Source organism: Saccharothrix hoggarensis (genome assembly GCF_042678885.1).
In the GTDB taxonomy this organism is placed as follows: domain Bacteria; phylum Actinomycetota; class Actinomycetes; order Mycobacteriales; family Pseudonocardiaceae; genus Actinosynnema; species Actinosynnema hoggarensis.
Genome location: NZ_JBHTLK010000040.1, coordinates 1 through 21,505 on the forward strand (window position 1 = coordinate 1; position 21,505 = coordinate 21,505).

Sequence of the window (21,505 nt, forward strand, 5' to 3'; positions counted from 1 at the left end):
ACACCCCGCCCGCGCCGCCACCGGCGCCGCAGCCCGCGAGCACCAGGCCCGCGGCGGCCGCCGCCGTGAGAAGTCGGATGCGCTGTCCTGCCATCGGGTCCTCCACGTTCCACCCGGAGCGCCGTCGCTCCGGTGGCCGGGAACGCTAGGAGCGCCGCCGCCGCGGCAGGGGGCAACGGTCGTAAGGGCCGTATTGGTCGTTTAGGTCATGGCCGCCCCCTCGCGAGGTGGGCCAGAATGCCTGCCATGCGTCGCCGCACGGTGCCCCTCGGTGTCAGCCTGCTCGTGTTGCAGGTGGTCATCGTGCTGGCCACGACGTGCGCGGCGGGGCTGCTGGCGGCGAAGATGCAGAGCGACCGCATCCGCGAGGCCTACAAGGACCGGATGCTGTCGGTCGCCGAGAGCGTCGCCCGCCTGCCCACGGTCGTGGACGCGTTCACCTCCCCCGACCCGGCGGCGACGATCCAGCCGCTGGCCGAGCTGCTCCGCAAGGCGTCCGACGTCACCTACGTCGTCGTCACCGACCGCGACGGCGTCCGCTACGCCCACCCGGACCCGGCGCGCATCGGCGAGAAGGTGTCCACCGACCCCCGCACGGCCCTGGCCGGGCAGGTGTTCGTCGGCACCGAGACGGGCACGCTGGGCACGTCGCTGCGCGCGAAGGTCCCCATCCGCTCCCCCGCCGGCGACATCATCGGCATGGCGTCGGTCGGCATCCTGGAGAGCCAGCTCGCCGCGGACCTCGCCGAGGACCTGCCGGAGCTGATCGGCTGGCTCGCCGCCGCCGCCCTGGTCGGCGTCCTCGGCGCGGCCCTGGTCACCCGCATGGTGCGGACCCGCACGTTCAGCCTCGAACCGGACGAGATCGCGCAGCTCCTCGAAACCCGGCACGCCATGCTGCACGGCATCCGCGAGGGCGTCGTCGCCGTGGACGACCGGGAACGCCTCGTGCTCGTCAACGACGAGGCGATGCGGCTGCTCGACCTCGCCGACGACCCCACCGGCCGGCCCGCCGCCGCCGTCCTGGAGGCCGGCGGCCTGCTCGACCTCGTCCGCGACCCCGACGACGTCACCGACCGGCTCGTCCTGGCCGGCGAACGCGTCCTGGTCGCCAACCGCACCACCGCCAAGACCCGCGGCCGCCCCGTGGGCGTCGTCCTCACCCTCCGCGACCGCACCGAGCTGCACGACGCGCTGCGCGAACTCGACGGGCAGCGCACCGTCACCGAGGTCCTCCGCGCCCAGGCCCACGAGTTCACCAACCACCTGCACGTCATCGGCGGCCTGGTCGAACTCGACCGCCGCGAGGACGCCGTCCGCTACATCGAACGCGTCGGCGGCACCGGCTCGGTCACCTCCGACATCATCGGCGGCGCCATGACCGACCCCGCCCTCGCCGCGCTGCTGCTCGCCAAGTCGTCGACCGCCCACGAACGCGGCGTCGCCCTGCGCCTCGACCCCGCCACCGCAGTCGACGCCCGCACCGGCGACGACGCGCTCACCGTCCTGGGCAACCTGGTCGACAACGCCGTGGACGCGGTCACCGCCGGCGGCACCGTCCGCGTCCTCGTCCGCACCGAACCGCGCGGCGTGCGGGTCGTCGTGGACGACGACGGACCGGGCGTCGACGAGTCCGACCGCGCCCGCATCTTCACCCTCGGCGTCAGCTCCAAAGCGCCCCGCGGCGCGCACGGCCGCGGCATCGGCCTGGCCCTGGTGTCCCGCGTGGTCACCCGCCGCAGCGGCCGGGTCCGCGTCACGGAGTCCGAACTCGGCGGCGCGTCGTTCGACGTGTGGCTGCCGGAGGCCGCCCGATGACCGTCCGCACCCTCGTCGTGGACGACGACTTCGCCGTCGCCGCCGTCCACCGCGGTTTCCTCGACGCCCTGCCCGACTTCACCGTCGTCGGCGAGGCCCACGGCGGCGGCGAGGCGCTGCGCGCCGTCGAGGCCCTGCGCCCCGACCTCGTGCTGCTCGACATCCACCTGCCCGACATGTCCGGCCTGGAGGTGCTGGCGCGGCTGCGGGCCCGACCCGGCCCGCCGGTCGACGTGATCGCCGTGACCGCCGCCCGCGAACGCGACACCGTCCGCCAGGCCATGTCCCGCGGCGTCGACCACTACCTCGTCAAACCGTTCACCCGCGCCGCGTTCCTCGACCGCATGCGCGAATACCTCGCCCGCCGCGCCGAGGTCCAGCGCCTCGGCCCGTGGCTCGACCAGGACGAGGTCGACCAGCTCCTCCAGCACCGGCCCCGAGCCGCCCTGCCCAAGGGCCTGTCACCGGTGACGCTGAGGCTCGTCGTCGACGCCCTGCGCGGCAGCGACACCGACCTGTCCGCCCAGGAGGTCGGCGATCGCGCCGGGCTGTCCCGCGTCAGCGCCCGCCGCTACCTCGAACACCTCGTCACCGTCGGCAAGGCCGAGGTCCTCCCCCGCTACGGCATGGCCAACCGGCCCGCGCACGGCTACCGGCTCACCTGACGGAACCACCGGCAGTCGTACGGGCCCAGCTCCACCCGCGCCTTGCCGTCCTTCACCGGCACCGTCCCGTCCACCAGCACATCGGTCAGCTCACCGTCCAGATCGGACAGCTCCACCTCGATGTCCCGGTCGGCGAGGTTGTGCACCGCGACGACCGTGCCGCCGTCGATGTCGCACCGGTGCGCGAACACCGCCGAATCCGCCGTGTCCATCACCTTGAACGTGCCCCACGCCAGCTCCGGGCACTCCCGGTACCGCTCGACCAGCAACCGCGTCCACGCCAGCAACGACTCCGGGTCGCGCCGCTGCTCCGCCACCGCGTCCCACCACATCGGCGTCCGCACCGCCTCCCGGCCCTCCACGGACAGGTCCTCGGTCATGCCGACCTCCTCCCCGTAGAACAGCACCGGCGTGCCCGGCAGCGAGAACAGCAGGCTGTACACCATCCTGATCCGCCGCATGTCGTGCCCCAGCATCCCCGGCAGCCGACGCCGCAGACCCCGCCCGTACAGCTGCATGTCCTCGTCCGGGCCGAACGCGTCGAACACCTCCTGCCGCTCCGGCACGGTCAACTTGTCCAACGTCAGCTCGTCGTGGTTGCGCACGAACGTCGCCCAGTGGCAGTCCCGCGGCGGCTCCGGCCGCTCCGTCAACGCGTGCGTCAACGGCCCCGCGTCCTGCCGCGCCAACGACAGGTACATCTGCTGCATGCCGATGAAGTCGAAGCACAGGTGCAGCTCGTCACCCACCCCGTCGCTCTGCCCGAAGAACTTCATCGTCTCCGCGTACGGCAGGTTCACCTCGCCCAGCAGCACCGCCTCGCCGTTGCGGCGCGACAGGAACGCCCGCAGGTCGCCCAGGTAGTCGTGCGGGTCCGGCAGCTCCTCCACCGGCGCCTCCAGCAGGAACGGCACCGCGTCCACCCGGAACCCCGACAGCCCCAGCTCCATCCAGAACCCCATCACCCGCGCGATCTCGTCGCGCACCTTCGGGTTCGCCACGTTCAGGTCGGGCTGGTGCTTGTAGAACCGGTGCAGGTAGTACTTCTTCGCCTTCCGGTCGTAGGTCCACAGCGACTTCTCCTTGTCGGGGAACACCACGCCCTTCTCCGCGTCCGGCGGCGGCTGGTCCCGCCACACGTACCAGTCGTGGAACGGCGACTCCGGGTCCCGCGCGCTCTGGAACCACGGGTGCTGGTCCGACGTGTGGTTCACCACCAGGTCCGCGATCACCCGGATGCCGCGGTCGCGGGCCGTGCGCACGAACTCCACGAAATCGCCCAACGTCCCCAGCCGCGGGTCCACCCCGTAGAAGTCGGTGATGTCGTACCCGTCGTCCCGCTCCGGCGTCGGGAAGAACGGCATCAACCACACGCACGTCACACCCAACCGGTGCAGGTGGTCGATCCGCTGCGCCGCACCCCGGAAATCACCGCACCCGCTGCCGTCGGAGTCGTGGAACGTCTCCACGTCCAGGCAGTACACGACGGCGTTCTTCCACCACAGGTCCGCGGTCCTCGTCAGCTTCACGCCCGCACCTCCGGCAGCACCCGCGCGCCGAACGCCTCCAGGAAAGCCTCCTGCTCACGACCCACGTGGTGCAGGAACAACCCGTCGAACCCCAGGTCGACGTACTCCCGCAGCACCGCCACGTGCCGCCCCAGGTCCGCCGACACGTTCACCACCCGCGCCACCTGCTCCACCGTCACGTCCTGCGACACCACGTCGAAGTGCTCCGCCGTCTCCAGGTCCCAGCACACCGGCGGACCGAACACGTTGCTGCGCCACTGCTCGTGCGCCAACGCCCGCGCCTCGTCCTCCGACTCCGCCCAGCTCAGGTGCACCTGCAGGTACAGCGGCCCCCGGCCGCCCGCGTCCCGATAGGCGCCGACCATCCGCTTGAGCTGCTCCGCCGGCGCGTTCACCGTGATCAGCCCGTCCGACCACTCCGCGCACCACCGCGCCGTCGCCTCGCTCACCGCCGCGCCCACCAGCGGCGGCGGCTCCTCCGGCCTCGTCCACAACCGCGCCCGGTCCACCCGCACCAGGCCGTCGTGCGTGACCTCCTCCCCCGCCAGCAACGCCCGGATCACGTCCACGCACTCCCGCAACCGCGCGTTCCGCACGTCCTTGCGCGGCCACGGATCACCGGTGATGTGCTCGTTGCTCGCCTCACCGCTGCCCAGCGCCGCCCAGAAACGGCCCGGGAACATCGCCCCCAACGTGCCGATCGCCTGCGCGATGATCGCCGGGTGGTACCGCTGCCCCGGCGCGTTCACCACGCCGAACGGCACCCCCGTCGCCTGCATCGCCGCGCCCAGCCACGACCACGCGAACGCCGACTGCCCCTGACGGGCGCTCCACGGCGAGAAGTGGTCCGAGCTCATCGCCGCGTCGAACCCGACCTCCTCCGCCCGACGCACCGCGGCCAGCAACGCGGACGGGTGAACCTGCTCGTGTGAAGCGTGCACACCGATGACGGTCATGCCGTCTCACGTACCCAGACACCCGGATCTGACACCTCGGCCACCCCCGGACGGCGGGCGCCCGACCCGTCAGGCCAGCGTGTTCGGCACGTTCTTGTGCGGACCGAAGTACCCCACGTGCACCTTCCCCTGATCACGCACGGGCACGAAGTAGATCCGCGGAGCGAGCATCCCGCCGCCCTCGGCGATCTTGATGTGCATCTCCATGAACATCCGACCCGACGCGTCCACCGACCGGTCCACCTCGAAGATCCGCTTCCGGCGCAGCTTCGCCGACGACCGCACCGACTCGCTCTCCCCCATCGCCAACTTCTTCGGCGTCGCCGTCCACGCGTGCGGGTGCCCCGAGTTCTCGCACCACGTCCAGAACGACCCCGGATCGTGCTCGGCGTCCCGCAACGCCTCCCCGTAGGCGTGCAGCGCCAGGAACGCCCGCCACGCCGTCTGCCCCCACGCCCGCGACTCGACCGCGTTGTCGATCAGATCCAGGTCCACGAGCGCGCCGTCCGGCACCCGCAGGTGGACGCCCAGGTGGGTCTGCGCCAACCGCGCCGCCTCACCCGGCGAGTCCGCGTGGTCCGGCGGCGTCGCGGCCACCACCGCCAACACCTCCGCCGGCCGCTCCTCCCACAACCGCGGCTCCACCAGCGCGAGCTTCCGACGCGCCGTCGCCAACTCCGCCCGCAACCGGGCGTGCTCGCTCTCCAACAGCTCGTGGTCCTCCAACAAGTCCTGGTACCGGTGGTCCTGGGTCGCCACCTGGCCGCGCAGCTCGGCGTTCTCCTCCTCGTACATCTCCAACAACTGCGCCGCGTCCGCCGGCACGGCCTCCTTCACCGAATCCAGGAACCGCGCCGCCACCTCGTAACTCGCCGGCGCCCGACGCGCGCCCGCACGCCGCGAGATCGCCCGGCTGATGATCCCGCCCGCACCCTCCCGGTACCGGAGGAACCGCGCCGGCACCGTGTACCGGTGACGCCACGGCTCGTCGACCGCCGGATCCATGTCCGGCAGGTAGATCCGGAACGCGCCATCCCGCACGCCGTGCTCCGGCCCGACGATCGACCCGAACGCCACCATCCCCGCCTCGTCCAGGCGGCACACCGCGGCCATCCCCGCCACCATCGCCGACGCTCGCTCCACCACCCGCTCGAACTGCAGGTGCGCGGTGACCCCCGGAGGCAGCCCCACGTGGTGGAACCCCGGCGGCAACGGCGCGAACACGACGACCGGCACGTCCCGCCGCACGTCCGTCACCAGCTCCGCCAGCGCCTCGGCGCCCGAATCACCCTCGAACGACAACACCGACGCCGACAACGGCACGTCACCCCGCCGCGGTCGACCGCCCTCCGCCAGCAGCGAGCGCACGAACCGCGGCGCGGCGATCGTCACGCCGTCCAGCGAGTCGTGGCTCACCGCGTCGACATCGGTCCACAGCCACCCGTCCGTGCCCGGACCGTCATCACGCGAGCACACCCAGCCGCGCACCCTCATGATCCACTGCGACCCGTTCTCCTGCGACTCCACGAACGACACCCGCAGCGCCGAGCGCACCGACGCGCCGTCGCGGTGGTCCTGCTCGTGCTCGACCTTCAGGCGCATCGCGCCGTCCTTGGTGCTCCCCGAGCCCAGCAGCCGCTCGACCTGGCCACCGCTCTTGAAGTCCACCCACTCCAGGACGGTGCGCCGCACGTCGTCCACCAGGCTCGGCCGGTCGTCGTTCCACATCGCGCGGTACAGGGTGGCCACGGTCGCCCCTTCCGGAGATCAACGGGGAAGGGACAGGCTAGCGGCGAACTCCCGCGCCGTGGCCGCCGAAACGGTCACGGCAACTCGCGGGGCTCCCGCCGCTGCCGCGACCGCGCGTCCACCACGGCGCCGTCCACCACGGCGCCGTCCACCACCGCGCCGCCGACCACGCCACCGTCGACCACCGGGCCGTCCACCACCGCGCCGTCCACGACGGCGCCGTCCACCACCACACCACCGGCCATCGGGTCACGCCCGTAGCGGACGTTCAACACCATCGCCCGCTCCCGCTCCTCCGCCCGCCGCGCCATCCGCCGGCTGATCAACCGCCGCGTCGGAGGGAACAGCAGGAACAGACCCGCCACATCGCTCACGAACCCCGGCACGACGATCAGGAACCCCGCCGCCGCGATCAGCACCCCGTCCGCGATCTCCTGGTGCGGCGCGCGCCGCGCCCGCAACGCCTCCGAGAACGCGCCCATCGTCCGCGCGCCCTCCCGGCGCATCAGCGCCGAGCCCACCACCGCGCCCAGGACCAGCAGACCCAGGGTCGGGAGCAGACCCCAGGCGTCGAACGCCGCCACCAGGGCCGTGACCTCGACCGCGAGGCCGATGAGCAGTACCGCCAACACGCGCATACCCACCTCAACGCAGCGGACGCCTCAAACGCTCCCCGCCGAAATATTTACGTCCAACAGGTCATCTGGCAGCATATCTTCACGCCACTCAACGGGTTGGGAGCATGGATGACTGCGCTGCACGAGGTCACACCCACGACGCACCGGGCTGACCTCCAGCCCTACACCTACGAGCGCCGCGAACTCGTCGAACCCGACTGGCGCCGCTTCCCCGGCTGGCGCGACGTCACCGACACCCAGTGGCGCGACGCCCAATGGCAACGCGTCAACTGCGTCAAGAACCTCAAACAGCTCCGCACCCTCATGGGCGACCTGCTCACCGACCGCTTCTACGAAGACCTCACCGCCGACCAGCAGCACTCGGCCACCATGTCCATGCTGGTGCCACCCCAGATGATCAACACCATGGCGCCCACCGCCCCCCTCGACCCCGAGAGCTTCACCACGGCCTTCCTCGCCGACCCCATCCGGCGCTACATGATCCCCGTCCACAGCGACCGCGACCCCGACTGGCCCAGCCACCCCCACTCCGCCCGCGACTCGCTCCACGAGGCCGAGATGTGGGTCGTCGAAGGACTCACCCACCGCTACCCCACCAAAGTCCTCGCCGAACTCGTCTCCACCTGCCCCCAGTACTGCGGCCACTGCACCCGCATGGACCTCGTCGGCAACTCCACCCCCCAGGTGCAGAAGCACAAACTCGCGCTCAAACCAGTCGACCGCCAAGACCAGATGATCGACTACCTCAAGCGCACCCCCGGCGTGCGCGACGTCGTCGTCTCCGGCGGCGACGTCGCCAACGTCCCCTGGCCCCAACTCGAGTCGTTCCTCATGCGCCTGCTCGACATCGACACCGTGCGCGACATCCGACTCGCCACCAAAGCCCTCGCCGGACTACCCCAGCACTGGCTCCAGCCCAAGGTCGTCGAAGGACTCGAACGCGTCGCCCGCACCGCCGGCCGACGCGGCGTCAACCTCGCCATCCACACCCACGTCAACCACGCGCAAACCGTCACACCACTCGTCGCCGAAGCCGCCCGCACCGCCCTCGAAGTCGGCGTCCGCGACGTCCGCAACCAAGGCGTCCTCATGAAAGGCGTCAACGCCACCCCGGACGACCTGCTCGACCTCTGCTTCGCACTCCAAGGCGAAGCGAACATCCTGCCGTACTACTTCTACATGTGCGACATGATCCCCAACGCCGAGCACTGGCGCGTCGCCGTCTGGGAAGCCCAAGAACTCCAACACGCCATCATGGGATACCTCCCCGGCTACGCCACACCCCGCATCGTCTGCGACGTCCCCTACGTCGGCAAGCGCTGGGTCCACCAACTCCACGAGTACGACCGCGAACTCGGCATCTCCTACTGGACCAAGAACTACCGCACCGGCATCGAACTCGACGACCCCGAAGCCCTCAACCGCCGCTACCCCTACTACGACCCGATCAGCACCCTCGGCGACACCGGCCGCCAATGGTGGTCCGACCAGGCGTGAACCACGGGGTGTGGCGGAAACCGCACAACCTCCCGCCACACCCCGAACGCCAGACCCCGAACGTCAGACCGACTCCACCGGGTCCGACACCCGCTCCGCCTCCACCACCGCGTCCGGATCAGGCTGCAACGCCACCAACAACGCCGCACCCGCCGTCAGCACCACACTCGCCACGATCATCGGCAGATAGCTGTGGAACAGGTCCGCCAACATCGCGCCCACCTGACTGCTCGCCGCCACAGCCACCATGTGCAGCGCCCACAGCACACCGATCGCCGTGCCCTTCTGCCCCCGCGGCAGGATCTTCGTGATCCACATCGTCGTCGCCACCACCGTCGCCAGGTAGCTCGCGCCGAACAACGCGCCGAACGCCAGCACCATGAAGTCCGACGAGAAGAACGGCAACAACACCATCGACCCGGCCCGCAACAAGTAGGCGCCCATCAACGTCGCCCGGATCCGCCCCTTGTCGCACAACCGGCCCGCGATCAACGAACCCACGATCTCCAAACTGCCCAACAACACGAACGACAACGAACTCGTCGTCGCCGTCACCCCGTGGTCGTGCATGTGCGGGAACAAGTGCACATCGATGAACGCCATCGTCGTCCCGCACGCGAAGAACGGCAGGATCAACCCCCGCACCCGCTTGTTCCGGAACGTCCCCCCGATCCCCTCCCAGAAACCGTGCTCCGACGGCGCCGGCCGCGACGACTGCCGCGCCGAGTACTTCACCAACACCAACGACAACGGCAACAACACCGCCAGGAACACCACGCCGGTCCCCAACAGGATCCGCTCCCACGACATCGACTCGCCCAGGAACGTCCACAACGGCACCAGCACGATGAACCCGACCGCCGCGCCATTCGTCAGCACCGCGTACAACACACCCGCGTTCCGACCCTGGAACAACTGATCGGCCAACACGCCCAACGGCACGAACGACAACATCGTGCACCCGATCGCGCCCAACACGCCGTAAGCCACCACGAACACCCAGATGTCGGTGGCCAACGCGCACACCACCAGCACGCCACCCGTCGTCGCCGCGCCGATCGCCAACACCGGCACCGCGCCGATCCGGTCCGCCAGGTGCCCGACCGCCGACGACGCCAACGCCGTCACCACCGCGAACAACGTGGTGCCGACCGCCAACGTCCCCCGGTTCACGTCGAAACCGTCCGCGATCGGCAGGAACAACACCTGCACGGTGCTCTTCAGCGACGACCCCGCCATGGAAATCAGAAAACTCACGGTCGTCGCGAACAACACGAACGCGGTGATACCCGCCGACGCCTTCGACACGGTGCTCAACTTCTCCCCAGCTCCACTCGGGTGGTCCCCCACCGACGGCCGGCGCACGGCCGACACGGCGGCCCATCCTGCCCGACCACTTCACCCCGTGAACAGCCCACAACAGCGGGATGCCGACACTCCGTTCACCACACCCCACCACGCCATAGGCCACACAGCGCGAACCCATCAGGAAATCCGATCAGGCAAACGGCCCACCCGGACCGCCCAATGGCCCACCCACCCCGCCGGCACGGCCCACCACGCCCACTCGAATATCCTCAGCCCGCACCGGCGCGGAGGTCCGCCCGACCACCACCCGGCCCGCGAACCCCCACCCACCACCACCTTCGCAGTCGCGCAGAACAGGAGCCGGCAAACCCATGCCCCAGACCGTCAAGGCAGCAGTCGCACTCGACGAGGGCAGACCGGTCGAGGTGCGGGACATCATCGTCCCCGACCCCGGCCCCGGCGAGGTCACCGTCCGGGTCCGCGCCTCCGGCGTCTGCCACACCGACCTCCACTACCGCGACGGCGTCATCGGCAACACCTACCCCTACCTCCTCGGCCACGAAGCCTCCGGCGTCGTCGAGCAGATCGGCGAAGGCGTCCACAACGTCGCACCCGGCGACTTCGTCATCCTCAACTGGCGCGCCGTCTGCGGACGCTGCCGCGCCTGCCGCCGCGGCCGACCCACCGCCTGCGTCGACGACTTCACCGCCACCCAGCGGATGACCCTCGCCGACGGCCGACCCCTCACCGCCGCCCTCGGCATCGGCGCGTTCACCGAGCTCACCCTCGTCCACAGCGGCCAGTGCACCCCCGTCTCCCCCGAGGTGGACCCCGCCGCCGCCGGACTGCTCGGATGCGGCGTGATGTCCGGCCTCGGGGCAGCCCTGAACACCGGCGGCGTCACCGTCGGCGACACGGTGGCCGTCATCGGCGTCGGCGGCGTCGGCTCCGCGGCCGTGGCCGGCGCGAAGCTCGCCGGCGCCACCCGGATCATCGCCGTCGACATCGACGACCGGAAGCTCAAGCACGCCACCGACTTCGGCGCGACCCACGTCATCGACGCCCGCCTCGCCGACGACGTCGTCACCGCCATCCGCGACCTGACCGACGGCCTCGGCGCCGACGTCGTGATCGACGCGGCCGGGTCCCCCGAGACGTGGCGGCAGGGCTTCTACGCCCGAGCCCTCGGCGGCACGTTCGTCCTGGTCGCCCGGCCCGACTCCGACATGCGCCTGGAGATGCCGCTCCTCGACGCGTTCCTGCGCAACGGCACCTACAAGACCAGCTGGTACGGCGACTGCCTGCCGTCCCGCGACTTCCCCGCCCTGGTCGACCTCCACCTCCAGGGCAGGCTGCCGCTGGACCGGTTCGTCACCGAGCGCATCCCACTCGCCGGCGTGGACGACGCGTTCGACACCATGCGCCGCGGCGACGTGCTGCGCAGCGTGGTCGTCTTCGACTGAGGCCCTAAGGCCCTGAGGCCCGTGACCTCACAGGAGCTCCGGTCCTGTCGGGGCTCCTTGCTGTTTTTTGGGGTTTGGTGGACGCGACCACTGGGTTGGGGTTTCTTTTAGTCAACACTGAAGCTATAGAGACGACTTACACCTCTCCCCTGCTTCGATCACCCCGCACAATCGGCCGCATGCGGAAGCCGAAGGTGTTCGTCGCGGGGCCGGTGTCGTGGAACCGACTGGTGCTGGTGGACCGGTTGCCGGACCCCCGGCCGCACACCGTGTTCGCCTCCGGCCACCGCACCGCGGTCGGCGGCACGTCGGCCGGCAAGGCGCTGAACCTCGCCTCCCTCGGCGCGGACGTGACGCTGCGGACCGTCGTCGGCGACGACGAGGCCGGCCGCGCGGTGCTCGACGTGCTCGGCCGGGCCGGGGTGGAGGTGATCGCCGAGCAGGCCGAGGGCGCCACCGAGCAGCACCTCAACCTGATGGACCCGCACGGCGGCCGCCTGTCGATCTACCTGGAACTGCCGGTCCTGTCCCGGCCCAGGCACCATGAGCGGGCGCTCGCGGCGTTGGCGGCGGCCGACGCGGCGGTGATCGACCTCGCCGACCACGCCCGTCCCCTGCTGGCCGCGGCCCGCGACGCCGGCGTGCCGGTGTGGTGCGACCTGCACGACTACGACGGCGTCGCGGAGTTCCACCGCGACTTCCTGCACGCCGCCGACCACGTGTTCCTCAACGACGACGGGTTCGCCGACCGCGACGCGCTGCTGACGTTCCTGAAGTCGCTGGGCAAGCCAGCGGTGGCCACGCTCGGCGCGGACGGCGCGGTGCTCGTGGCCGACGGCGCGGTGGAACGGGTGGCCGCCGCGCCGGTCGACGAGATCGTCGACACCAACGGCGCGGGCGACGCGTTCTTCTCGGGCTTCCTGGTCGCCCACCTCGGCGGCGCGGACGCGGCCACCGCGATGGCGGCCGGCGCCCGTCAGGCGGCCCGCTGCCTCGGCTCGACAGGACTCGCGCCGGACCTGTGACCGTCAAGGGCTTGCTGAAAGGCTTTGCAAGGTCTTTCATTCTGGGTGCCCCCTGTCGCCGTCGACGGAGAGGACCCACATGGACGGCGTGACCGCCCGGTTGAGCGACATCGCCGCGCAGGCAGGCGTCAGCGAGGCGACGGTCAGCCGGGTGCTCAACGGCAAGGCCGGCGTGTCCAGCGCGACCCGCCAGGCGGTCGTCGCCGCGATGGACCTGCTCGGCTACGAACGCCCGCCCCGCCTGCGCCAGCGCAGCGCAGGGCTCATCGGGCTGATCACCCCCGAGCTGTCGAACCCGATCTTCCCCGCCCTCGCGCAGGTCGTGGAGCAGGTGCTGACCAGCGCGGGCTACACGCCGCTGCTGTGCACCCAGACGCCCGGCGGCGCGACCGAGGACCAGCTGACCGAGATGCTGGTGGACCGGGGCGTGGCCGGGATCGTGTTCGTGTCGGGCCTGCACGCGGACTCGACGGCCGACATGGACCGCTACACCAAGCTCGCCGGCCGCGGCATCCCGTTCGTCATGATCAACGGCTACACGGAGAAGGTGTCCGCGCCGTTCATGTCGACCGACGACCGCGCCGCCATGCGGCTCGCCGTGTCGCACCTGGTGGAGCTGGGCCACGAGCGCATCGGCCTGGCCGTCGGGCCGCGGCGGTTCGTGCCGGTGCTGCGCAAGATCGAGGGGTTCGTGCAGCAAATGCGCACGGTCCTCCCCTACACCGCGGAACAGGCCGAGGAGCTGGTGCGGCACTCGCTGTTCACGGTGGAAGGCGGCCAGTCCGCGGCGGCGGCGCTGCTGGACAAGGGCTGCACGGCCATCGTGTGCGGCAGCGACCTCATGGCGTTCGGCGCGATCCGGGCGGCCCGGCAGCGCGGGCTGAGCGTGCCGCAGGACGTGTCCGTGGTGGGGTTCGACGACTCGCCGCTCATCGTGTTCGCCGACCCTCCCCTGACCACGCTGCGCCAGCCCGTCGAGGCGATGGGCCAGGCCGCGGTCAACGCGCTGCTGGAGGAGATCGGCGGCACGCCCGCGCCGCACGCGGAGTTCGTCTTCCTGCCCGAGCTCGTGGTGCGCGGCTCGACGGGCGCGGGGCCGAGGTGACCCCCGGTCGGGCGAGGGCGCTGCGCATGCGGGCGCAACGCCTGACGACGCCTGCCCGCTCGCTGCCCGAGCTGCTGCACGACGTGCTCGCCGTGCAGGCGCAGGACGTGACGGCCGCCGGCCTCGCCGTGCGGGCCCGCACCACCGGCATCACGTCGGCCGACCTGCGTGCCGCGCTCGACCGCGGTGACGTCGTGCGGACCTGCGCCATGCGGGGCGCGGTGCACCTGCTGCGCCGCGAGGACGTGGACTGGGTGGTGGCGCTGCTCGGGCCGGCCAACATCGCCCGCACCCGGTGCCGGCGGCTCGAACTGGGCCTCACCGACGACGTGTGCGCGCGGGCCGTCGACGCCCTGCGGGAGGTGCTGACGGAACCCCTGGCCAAGCCGCAGCTCGTCACCCGCCTCGCCGACGTCGGCGTGGCGCTCGACCCCGACTCCCCCGCGCCGGCCTACCTGCTGGCCTACGCCGCGAACCGGGGCGTGGTGTGCGCGGGCGAGTCGACCTACCGCCTCCTCCCCCGCCGTGACGGCGAGCTGCCCGGCGTCGCCGAGCTGGCCCGCCGCTACCTGCGCGCCTATGGGCCCGCCACGGTCGACGACTTCACCTCGTGGAGCGGGCTGCCCGAGGACGACGTGCGGGCCGGGTTCCCGTTCGACGAGCTGGTGGAAGGGCCGCACGGCTGGCGGCTGCCCCTGGCGGATGCCGCCGACCTCGACGGCACGGTCCGGCTGCTCGGGCCGTTCGACACGTTCCTGCTCGGCTACAGGGACCGGGAGCTGCTGCTGGACCCGGCGCACGCGCCGCTGGTGCAGGCCGCGGGCGGGGCGCCGATGCCGCACGTCGTGGTGGACGGCGAGGTGCGCGGCGCGTGGCGTCGTCGTGAGGGGCGGATCGTGGTGGAGCAGTTCGGCCACATCCCGGTGTCAGAGCTGGACTTCGAGGTGGAGTCGGTGCTGGCCTGGGCGTGACCCGGCGGTGGTGCCCGGCGGCGGGCGGTGGGGATCGGCACGCCGCCTGCCTGCGCTGGTTAGGGTTCGGAGGTTCTCGGCGGCGCTGGTGGGTGCGGCCCCGGCCCCGCTCACCGTGGCTGCCAATAAGAAGGTCAGGCGTGGTGATCTTGATCGCATGGCCGCTCTGGTCGCGCATCATTGCGCAAGGGCGTGCAAGTAGTTGCAGGCCAGACCCGGGCTGATCAGCCGCAAGTCCTCTGAGGAGCCTCGACCGCGAGGAATCGTCGCAACTTTTTGCGGGCTGGGCCGCGCGGGTGTCGCTTCGTGGATCTCACCGTGATCGGACGGGCACGTGTCGTACGGTGTGCCGATGACCGAGCGGGCAGCGGGAGGCGGAGGAGTGCCGCGGGCGCTCAGTTCGTTCGTCGGCCGGAAGGAGCTGCTCGCCGAGCTGCGCAAGCGGATCGGCGTCGCGCCGCTCATCACGCTGACCGGTGTCGGCGGCGGCGGCAAGACGCGGCTGGCGCTGGAGCTGGCCGCGCAGGTGCACCGCGCCTACGACGACGGCGTGCGCGTCGTGGAGCTGGCGTCCGCGCGCGGCGGCGACCCGGAGTTGCTGGCGCAGGTGGTGTCCAGCGCCGTGGGCGTGCCGGACCAGGCCACGACGACGCCGTTGGAGACGCTGGTCGACTACCTCGCGCCGCGGCGCGTGCTGCTGGTGCTGGACAACTGCGAGCACCCGCGGGTGCCGGTGGCGAACCTGGTCGGCGCGGTGCTCGGCGCGGCGCCCGGCGTGCGCGTCCTGGCCACGAGCCGCGCCCGGCTGCGCGTGCCCGGCGAGGTGCTGGTCGTGGTGCCGCCGCTGGACGTGCCCGCCGAGGACGCGCCGATGGACCTCGACTACGAGTCCGTCGCGCTGCTCGTGGACCGGGCCGAGGCGAGCGTGCCCGGCTGGCGGGTCACGCCGGAGAACTGGCCGGACGTGGTGCGCGTGCTGCGCCGCGTCGCGGGCATCCCGCTGGCCATCGAGCAGGCGGTCGTGCGGATGCGGTCCATGCCGGTGTCGCTGCTGGCCGACCGGCTGGACGACGTCATGCGCGTGCTGACCGCGAACGACACCACGGCGGTCGAGCACCACCAGACCATGGCCGCCCTGATCGACTGGAGCCACGCCCACTGCACGCCCGCGGAACGCCTGCTGTGGGCGCGGTTGTCGGTGTTCGAGGGCGGGTTCAGCCTGCCCGCGGCGGAGGCCGTGTGCTCGGGTGACGGGCTGCCCGCCGACGAGGTGGCCGACGCGCTGGCCGGGCTGCTGGACAAGTCGATCGCGCTGGCCTCCGCCGACCGCAGCCGCTTCCACCTGCTGGAGCCGTTGCGGCAGCACGGCGCGGCCCGGCTGCGCGACGCCGGCGAGACGCTGGACGTCCGGCTGCGGCACCAGGAGTTCTTCCGCCGTGACGCGGCCCGGCTGGCCGGCGCGTTCGCCGGGCGGAACGAGGCCGCGCTGCTGGCGGCCGTCGACGCGGACATGGCCAACCACCGGGTGGTGCTGGCCGACCTGATCGGCACGCCCGCCACGGCGCACGAGGGCCTGCAGATGAGCGTCGACCTGGCCCGCACCCGCTGGTACACCTACGCCGGTCGATTACCCGAGGAGCGGCTGTGGCTGGGCCGCGCCCTGGCCGCCGCGCCGGTGACCGCGGACCCGTTGCGCGCCAGCGCCATCGCCCTCGACGCGTGGATCGCCCTGTGCCTCGGGGTGGAGCGGCAGGTCGTCGCGCGGCGGGTGGAGGAAGCGGCGGCCCTGGCACGTGAGGTGGCCGTGCCGCTGCCCGCGGTGACGTTCGTGCGCGGCGCGTACGCGGTGCTGGCGCTCGGCGCCGTCGACGGCGTGGAGCTGCTGCGGCAGGCGCACGAGGAGTTCGGGGCGCTCGGGCCGGACTTCGCCGTGGACCACCACCTCGCGCACATCCTGCTCACCGTGTCGCTGGTGCTGCTCGGTTCCCGGGAGCAGGCGGAGCCGGCGGCGGACGAGTTCCACGCGGCGTGCGAGCGGTTGGGCGCGCAGTGGGGGCTGAGCTGGGCGCACTGGTGCTGCGGCGTCGTCGAGACCCGGTGGGGCGATCCGGAGCGGGCGCTGGGCGTGCTGGCGGAGGGTCTGCGCGTGCAGCGGGAGATCCGCGACAAGTGGGGTCCACTGTGGACGATCGAGGCGCTGGGCTGGGCGCACGCGCGGGCCGGTGACGCCCGTGCCGCCGCCCGGATGCTCGGCCTCGCGCACGGGCTGCACCGGGTGACCGGTGTGCGGATCGGCGGCCTGGTGCCGTTCGCGCGGGCCAGTGAGGAGGCCATCGCGCGGGCCAGGGCCGTGCTCGGTGACGACGAGTACCGGCGGGTCTACGCGAGCCGGGCCGAGTCGGTGGACGAGGCGCTGGCCGCCGTCCTCGACCAGGTCGAGGACGCGCCGGAGCCGGCGGACCGCCGTCCGGCCGGGCTCACCCCGGCCGAGTGGAACGTGGCCCGGCTGGTCGGCGACGGGCTGTCCAACCCGGAGGTCGCGACCCGGCTCGTCATCTCCCCCGCGACCGTGCACACCCACCTGACCCGCATCTACCGCAAGCTCGACATCACGAACCGGCACCAGCTGATCACCCTGCTGGCGGGGATGACCGACTAGGTCGGGCGGGTGCGCCGCGCCGGGCGGTTCCGGTCCGGGTGTGCCGGGCGGGTCCGCCGGTCCGGGTGGCCGCCGTGGCGTTGCCACTCCGGTCGGAGGATGGACATCACGGCGGCGTCCACCCGCTCCCCCCGCCACAGCAGCGCGTCTCGCAGCACGCCCTCCGCGACGAAGCCGACCTTCTCGTAGACGCGGCGGGCGCGCGCGTTGAAGGCGTACACCTCCAGCGAGACGCGGTGCACGCCCACGTCCTCGAAGGCGTGGCCCAGGATCAGCCGGGTCGCCTCGGTGCCCAGGCCGCGGCCGACGGCGCCCGGCACGAGGGCGATCCGGAAGCCGCAGCTCAAGTTGTCCCGGTCCCACGCGTTGAGCACCGCCTCGCCGACCACGGCACCGCCGGCCCGTTCGACCACTGCGAGGTCCAGCCGGTCGCCCTGGTCGCCGCGCGTGGCGTACCAGGCGTGCAGCCGCGCCCGGTCGGGCTCGTCGCCGCCGGAGCTGCCGTGGCTGCCCGTCAGCCGCGCCACCTCGGCGTCCCGGAACATCGGCATCAGCGCGGGCACGTCGTCGGCCGTCACCGGGCGCAGCACGACCAGGTCGCCGGTCAGGGTGGGCTTGACGCCGAAACCGGTGACCGGCGCGGTCCGTTGATCAGCCATGTGCGGCAGTGTGGCGGCCGGCGTGGCCTTTGTCGTCAGGGTTCGAGCCGTGCGGGGACCGTGGCGAAGGTGTTGGTCACGACCTTGTCGCCCCGCTCCAGGTCCGCCGGGTCGACCGCGAGGCGGGCGTTCGGGTAGCGCTCGCGAAGCGCCATGAGCGCGGCGCGGGCCTCGATGCGGGCGAGGTGGTGCCCGAGGCAGTAGTGGACGCCGTGGCCGAACGTCGCGTGGCCCAGTGCCGCGTTGCCGGACGCCGGGGCGCGGGTCGGGTCGAACCAGTCGGCCGTCGGGCCGTGCACCTCCTGGTCGCGGCCCGCCGTGCCGAGGCTGATCATCACCACGGCGCCCTCCGGGATGGCGCCGCCGCCGGGCAGGTCGATGTCGGCCACGGCGCGGTAGTGGGGCGTCACCCGGACCGGCGAGTCCCAGCGGGCCGTCTCCTCGATCGCGGCGCCGACCGTGTCCGTGTTCAGCGCCGTCCACGCTCCGGGGGTGGCGAGCAGGGCGACGGCCGCGTTGCCGATGAGGCCGGTCGTCGTCTCGTGGCCCGCCACGATGAGCAGGATCGCGGTCGTCAGCAGCTCCTCGGGCGTCAGCCGGTCACCGTCGACCTGGGCTTGGACGAGGCCGCTGAGCAGGGCGTCGTCCGGCTGGTCGCGCTTGTACTCGATCAGTCCGGCGAGGTAGCCGACCATGGCGTCCGACGCGGGCACCACCAGCTCCGGGCGTTCGGTCATCATCGCCGAGGTCCACTCGTGCAGCCGCTCGCGGTCCTCCACCGGGACGCCCAGGAGGTCGCAGATCACGGCCAGCGGCAGCGGGAACGCCAGGCCGGCGATGAGGTCCGCGTCCGCGGGCAGGGCCGCGACCATCTCGGCGGCGGTCCTCTCCACCGCCGGGCGCAGCGCTTCGACGCGGCGTGACGTGAACGCCTGCGAGACGAGGGCGCGCAGCTTGCGGTGGTGCGGCGGGTCGGTGTTGAGCATCGACGGGCCGATGATGCGGGACAGGTCCGTCGGCCGGCCCTTGCGCGCCAGCTGGTCCTGCATCGCGGCGCGGAGACCGGCGGCGTCCTTGCTCAGGCGGCTGTCGTTGAGCAGGGAGCGGGTGGCGTCCAGGCCCAGGGTGGTGACCAGCACCTCCAGGCCGTTGGGCAGTTCGGCGGTGTGGACCGGGCCCGAGCGGGCCAGCGCGTCCTCGTGCGCGTGGTGGTCCCAGCCGCGCAGCGGGCCGCCGACGAGGGCCTGTCGGTCCGGGACGAAGCCCGTGGTCAGCTGCACGTCGTCTCCTGGTGGGGTCCGGGGGTGGTGGTGCGGCCCGGGGTGGTGGCCGGGTCCGGGTTGGGAGCGCCCACTCTGGTGGGACCACCACACCGCGCGCATCCACCTCGGTCCGTATTCACGGCGGCGGTGTACGGAGACAGGTGGACGTCGCCGGCCGGTCCGTATACGGAGGTGGATACGGATGGTTGCTGATGCGGGCGGGCTGGGCCGTGCGCGAACCTGGGTGAGGTGTTCGGCACCCCGACGGCCGAACACCTCACCGGGCGGGTCAGGCGGGTTGGCCGCCGCCCGGCCACCGGGGGTGGGGGGTCGGGAGGGGGCCGTACCACGCACGCGCCCCCTTGCAGCCGCCCCCCGCCCTCCGGCTAGGGCCGCCGTCCGGCTTGGGCCGTCGGTTCGGCTAGGGCCGTCCGTCGCCGTCGCCGTCGACGCGGGCCAGGATCCGGTGGAAGACGTGGTCGAGGACGTCGACCTCATCGTCCGTGAGGGCGTCGAAGACATAGCGGCGGACGGTGTCGACGTGGGCCGGCGCGGCGGACTCGATCGCGGCACGTCCGGCGGCCGTGAGTCGCACCATCGAGCCGCGGGCGTCTTCCGGGCACTCTTCGCGGGTGACGAGCCCGCGCTTCTCCATGCGGCCGATCTGGTGGGACAGCCTGCTGCGCTCCCAGCCGACCAGCGCGCCGAGGTCGCGTGAGCGGACCAGTCCGTCCGGTGCTTCCGAGAGGGGGGCGAGGAGGGCGTAGTCGGCGTTGGAAAGGCCCGAGTCGCGGACGAGTTGGCGTTCGAGGGCGTTGTGCAGTTCGCGGTTCACCGCGAGGTAGGCCTGCCACACCCGCGCCTCGCGCTCGTCCAGCCATCGGGGTGCGTCCATGCGACCAAGCTAGCAAGATGTTGACGTGTCATCAATCGTCGCGCTAGGTTGTTGACGTGTCCACAAGTGCTACGCGGCTTCGCGGAATGCAGCTCGGCGTCTACAGCTTCGGCGACCGCCACCGTGACCCGCTGACCGGTGAGCAGGTCTCCGTCGCCGACCGGTTGGCGCAGACGGTCGAGCGGATCAAGCTCGCCGACGAGCTGGGCCTGGGGTTCTACGGCCTGGGCGAGCACCACCTCGCCGATTACGCGATCTCGAACCCCGGCACGGTCCTCGCCGCCGCGGCGAGCGTCACGTCGCGGATCACGTTGAGCAGCGCGGTGACCGTGCTCAGCACCGAGGACCCGGTGCGGGTGTACCAGCAGTTCACCACCCTCGACCAGCTCAGCCGGGGACGTGCCGAGCTGCTGGCCGGGCGTGGCTCGTTCACCGAGTCGTTCCCGCTGTTCGGGGCGAGCCTCGAGGACTACGACGAGCTGTACGAGGAGAAGTTGGCGCTGCTGCTCCAACTCGACCGCGAGGACCCGATCACGTGGTCCGGGAAGTTCCGCGCGCCGCTGCGCGACGCCCACGTCTACCCGCGGCCTTACGGCGAGCGGCTGCGCATCTCCGTCGGCACCGGCGGCAACCCCGAGTCCTCGATCCGCGCGGGTCTCCTCGGCCTGCCGGTCGTGTACGCGATCATCGGGGGCGAGCCCGAGCGCTTCGCACCCCTCGTCGACCTCTACCGGCGGGCAGGCGAGGCCGGCGGGCAGGACGCGCGGGACCTTCACGTGACCATGAGCGCGATCGGCCTGGTGGCCCGCCGCTCGCAGGACGCCAAGAACGCGTTCTACCCGTACTGGCTGGAGACCATGAAGTACGGCGCGCGGGCACGGGGCTGGTCCGTGCCGTCGCGCGCAGACTACGACGACTGGACGGACGGCGCGCGGTCCATCTTCGCCGGCAGCCCGCAGGAAGTGGCCGAACGCCTGATCTCGGTGGGACGCCTGGTCAACGCCGACCGCTACGCCCTCCAGATGGACTGGTCCGGTGTGCCTCACCACCTCGTGATGGACGCCATCGAGTTGCTGGGCACCGAGATCCTTCCCCTGGTGCAGAAGGAGCTTCCCGCGCCCACTCCCTCATAGGTGGGCACGGGATTCTGGGATGCGTGGGCGCTGGGGCCTCGCCGCCGCCTCCTTCTTTCCCAGCAACGTTGTGGTGGGCCGAAAACTTCCCCTGGGGTGACCATTCATGGGCTGCTGGGGCTCACTACGCTCGATTGGGTGATCTTGGCGTCGTGCCTGGAAGTTGTTGTCTC

17 protein-coding genes are annotated in these 21,505 nt (G+C 72.0%); 9 read left to right on the forward strand and 8 right to left on the reverse strand.

Annotated features, from left to right (window positions below; translation table 11 throughout):
- Window positions 1-246 precede the first annotated feature (246 nt).
- A complete protein-coding gene (locus tag ACFQ3T_RS10630) occupies window positions 247-1,818 on the forward strand; it encodes an ATP-binding protein (protein WP_380722854.1) in 1,572 nt (523 codons plus the stop codon).
- Window positions 1,815-2,483, forward strand: a complete 669-nt coding sequence (locus tag ACFQ3T_RS10635; protein WP_380722856.1) for a response regulator — start codon at window positions 1,815-1,817, stop codon at window positions 2,481-2,483. Before ACFQ3T_RS10630 ends, ACFQ3T_RS10635 begins: the two co-directional genes overlap by 4 nt.
- Here ACFQ3T_RS10635 and ACFQ3T_RS10640 read toward each other — a convergent pair.
- The 4 genes from ACFQ3T_RS10640 to ACFQ3T_RS10655 all read right to left on the reverse strand — a co-directional run bounded on the left by ACFQ3T_RS10640 (window position 2,468) and on the right by ACFQ3T_RS10655 (window position 7,355).
- Window positions 2,468-4,012 carry an alpha-amylase family protein gene (locus tag ACFQ3T_RS10640; RefSeq protein ID WP_380722857.1) on the reverse strand — a complete coding sequence of 515 codons (1,545 nt, stop codon included), beginning with the start codon at window positions 4,010-4,012 and terminating at the stop codon, window positions 2,468-2,470. The two genes, ACFQ3T_RS10635 and ACFQ3T_RS10640, sit on opposite strands and share 16 nt — an antisense overlap.
- Window positions 4,009-4,968 (reverse strand): TIGR03885 family FMN-dependent LLM class oxidoreductase, encoded by a 960-nt coding sequence (locus tag ACFQ3T_RS10645; RefSeq protein WP_380722859.1) that lies wholly within the window; start codon window positions 4,966-4,968, stop codon window positions 4,009-4,011. Before ACFQ3T_RS10645 ends, ACFQ3T_RS10640 begins: the two co-directional genes overlap by 4 nt.
- Before the next feature lie 69 nt (window positions 4,969-5,037).
- Window positions 5,038-6,717: a hypothetical protein gene (locus tag ACFQ3T_RS10650; RefSeq protein WP_380722860.1), complete on the reverse strand. Its 1,680-nt coding sequence runs from the start codon at window positions 6,715-6,717 to the stop codon at window positions 5,038-5,040.
- 74 nt (window positions 6,718-6,791) lie between these two features.
- Window positions 6,792-7,355: an FxsA family protein gene (locus ACFQ3T_RS10655; RefSeq protein ID WP_380722861.1), complete on the reverse strand. Its 564-nt coding sequence runs from the start codon at window positions 7,353-7,355 to the stop codon at window positions 6,792-6,794.
- 108 nt (window positions 7,356-7,463) lie between these two features.
- On the opposite strand from ACFQ3T_RS10655, the gene ACFQ3T_RS10660 reads away from it, so the two are divergent.
- The gene (locus ACFQ3T_RS10660; protein WP_380722862.1) at window positions 7,464-8,852 is read left to right on the forward strand and encodes a KamA family radical SAM protein; all 1,389 of its coding nucleotides are present in this window, start codon (window positions 7,464-7,466) and stop codon (window positions 8,850-8,852) included.
- A gap of 63 nt (window positions 8,853-8,915) precedes the next feature.
- Here ACFQ3T_RS10660 and ACFQ3T_RS10665 read toward each other — a convergent pair whose 3' ends face one another.
- Entirely contained in the window at window positions 8,916-10,160 is a 1,245-nt protein-coding gene (locus ACFQ3T_RS10665) for an MFS transporter (protein WP_380722897.1), read from the reverse strand.
- Window positions 10,161-10,531: 371 nt separating this feature from the next.
- On the opposite strand from ACFQ3T_RS10665, the gene ACFQ3T_RS10670 reads away from it, so the two are divergent.
- From ACFQ3T_RS10670 to ACFQ3T_RS10690, 5 genes are all read left to right on the forward strand, one after another.
- Window positions 10,532-11,623 carry an S-(hydroxymethyl)mycothiol dehydrogenase gene (locus ACFQ3T_RS10670; protein WP_380722863.1) on the forward strand — a complete coding sequence of 364 codons (1,092 nt, stop codon included), beginning with the start codon at window positions 10,532-10,534 and terminating at the stop codon, window positions 11,621-11,623.
- Window positions 11,624-11,802: 179 nt separating this feature from the next.
- A complete protein-coding gene (locus ACFQ3T_RS10675; protein ID WP_380722864.1) occupies window positions 11,803-12,648 on the forward strand; it encodes a carbohydrate kinase family protein in 846 nt (281 codons plus the stop codon).
- A 79-nt stretch (window positions 12,649-12,727) separates the two neighbouring features.
- Window positions 12,728-13,753 (forward strand): LacI family DNA-binding transcriptional regulator, encoded by a 1,026-nt coding sequence (locus ACFQ3T_RS10680; protein ID WP_380722865.1) that lies wholly within the window; start codon window positions 12,728-12,730, stop codon window positions 13,751-13,753.
- 26 nt (window positions 13,754-13,779) lie between these two features.
- A complete protein-coding gene (locus ACFQ3T_RS10685; RefSeq protein ID WP_380722867.1) occupies window positions 13,780-14,724 on the forward strand; it encodes a winged helix DNA-binding domain-containing protein in 945 nt (314 codons plus the stop codon).
- A gap of 352 nt (window positions 14,725-15,076) precedes the next feature.
- Window positions 15,077-17,383: an ATP-binding protein gene (locus ACFQ3T_RS10690; protein WP_380722869.1), complete on the forward strand. Its 2,307-nt coding sequence runs from the start codon at window positions 15,077-15,079 to the stop codon at window positions 17,381-17,383.
- On the opposite strand, the gene ACFQ3T_RS10695 is transcribed toward ACFQ3T_RS10690, so the two are convergent.
- From ACFQ3T_RS10695 to ACFQ3T_RS10705, 3 genes are all read right to left on the reverse strand, one after another.
- A complete protein-coding gene (locus ACFQ3T_RS10695) occupies window positions 17,380-18,042 on the reverse strand; it encodes a GNAT family N-acetyltransferase (RefSeq protein WP_380722871.1) in 663 nt (220 codons plus the stop codon). The two genes, ACFQ3T_RS10690 and ACFQ3T_RS10695, sit on opposite strands and share 4 nt — an antisense overlap.
- 35 nt (window positions 18,043-18,077) lie before the next feature.
- On the reverse strand, window positions 18,078-19,322 hold the full coding sequence (locus tag ACFQ3T_RS10700; protein WP_380722873.1) for a cytochrome P450 family protein: 1,245 nt from the start codon (window positions 19,320-19,322) through the stop codon (window positions 18,078-18,080).
- A gap of 403 nt (window positions 19,323-19,725) precedes the next feature.
- Window positions 19,726-20,199, reverse strand: coding sequence for a MarR family winged helix-turn-helix transcriptional regulator (locus ACFQ3T_RS10705; RefSeq protein WP_380722875.1), 474 nt, complete (start codon window positions 20,197-20,199; stop codon window positions 19,726-19,728).
- 86 nt (window positions 20,200-20,285) lie between these two features.
- Between ACFQ3T_RS10705 and ACFQ3T_RS10710 the strand changes: the two genes are divergently transcribed.
- Window positions 20,286-21,332 (forward strand): LLM class flavin-dependent oxidoreductase, encoded by a 1,047-nt coding sequence (locus ACFQ3T_RS10710; protein WP_380722899.1) that lies wholly within the window; start codon window positions 20,286-20,288, stop codon window positions 21,330-21,332.
- The last annotated feature ends 173 nt before the right edge of the window (window positions 21,333-21,505 follow it).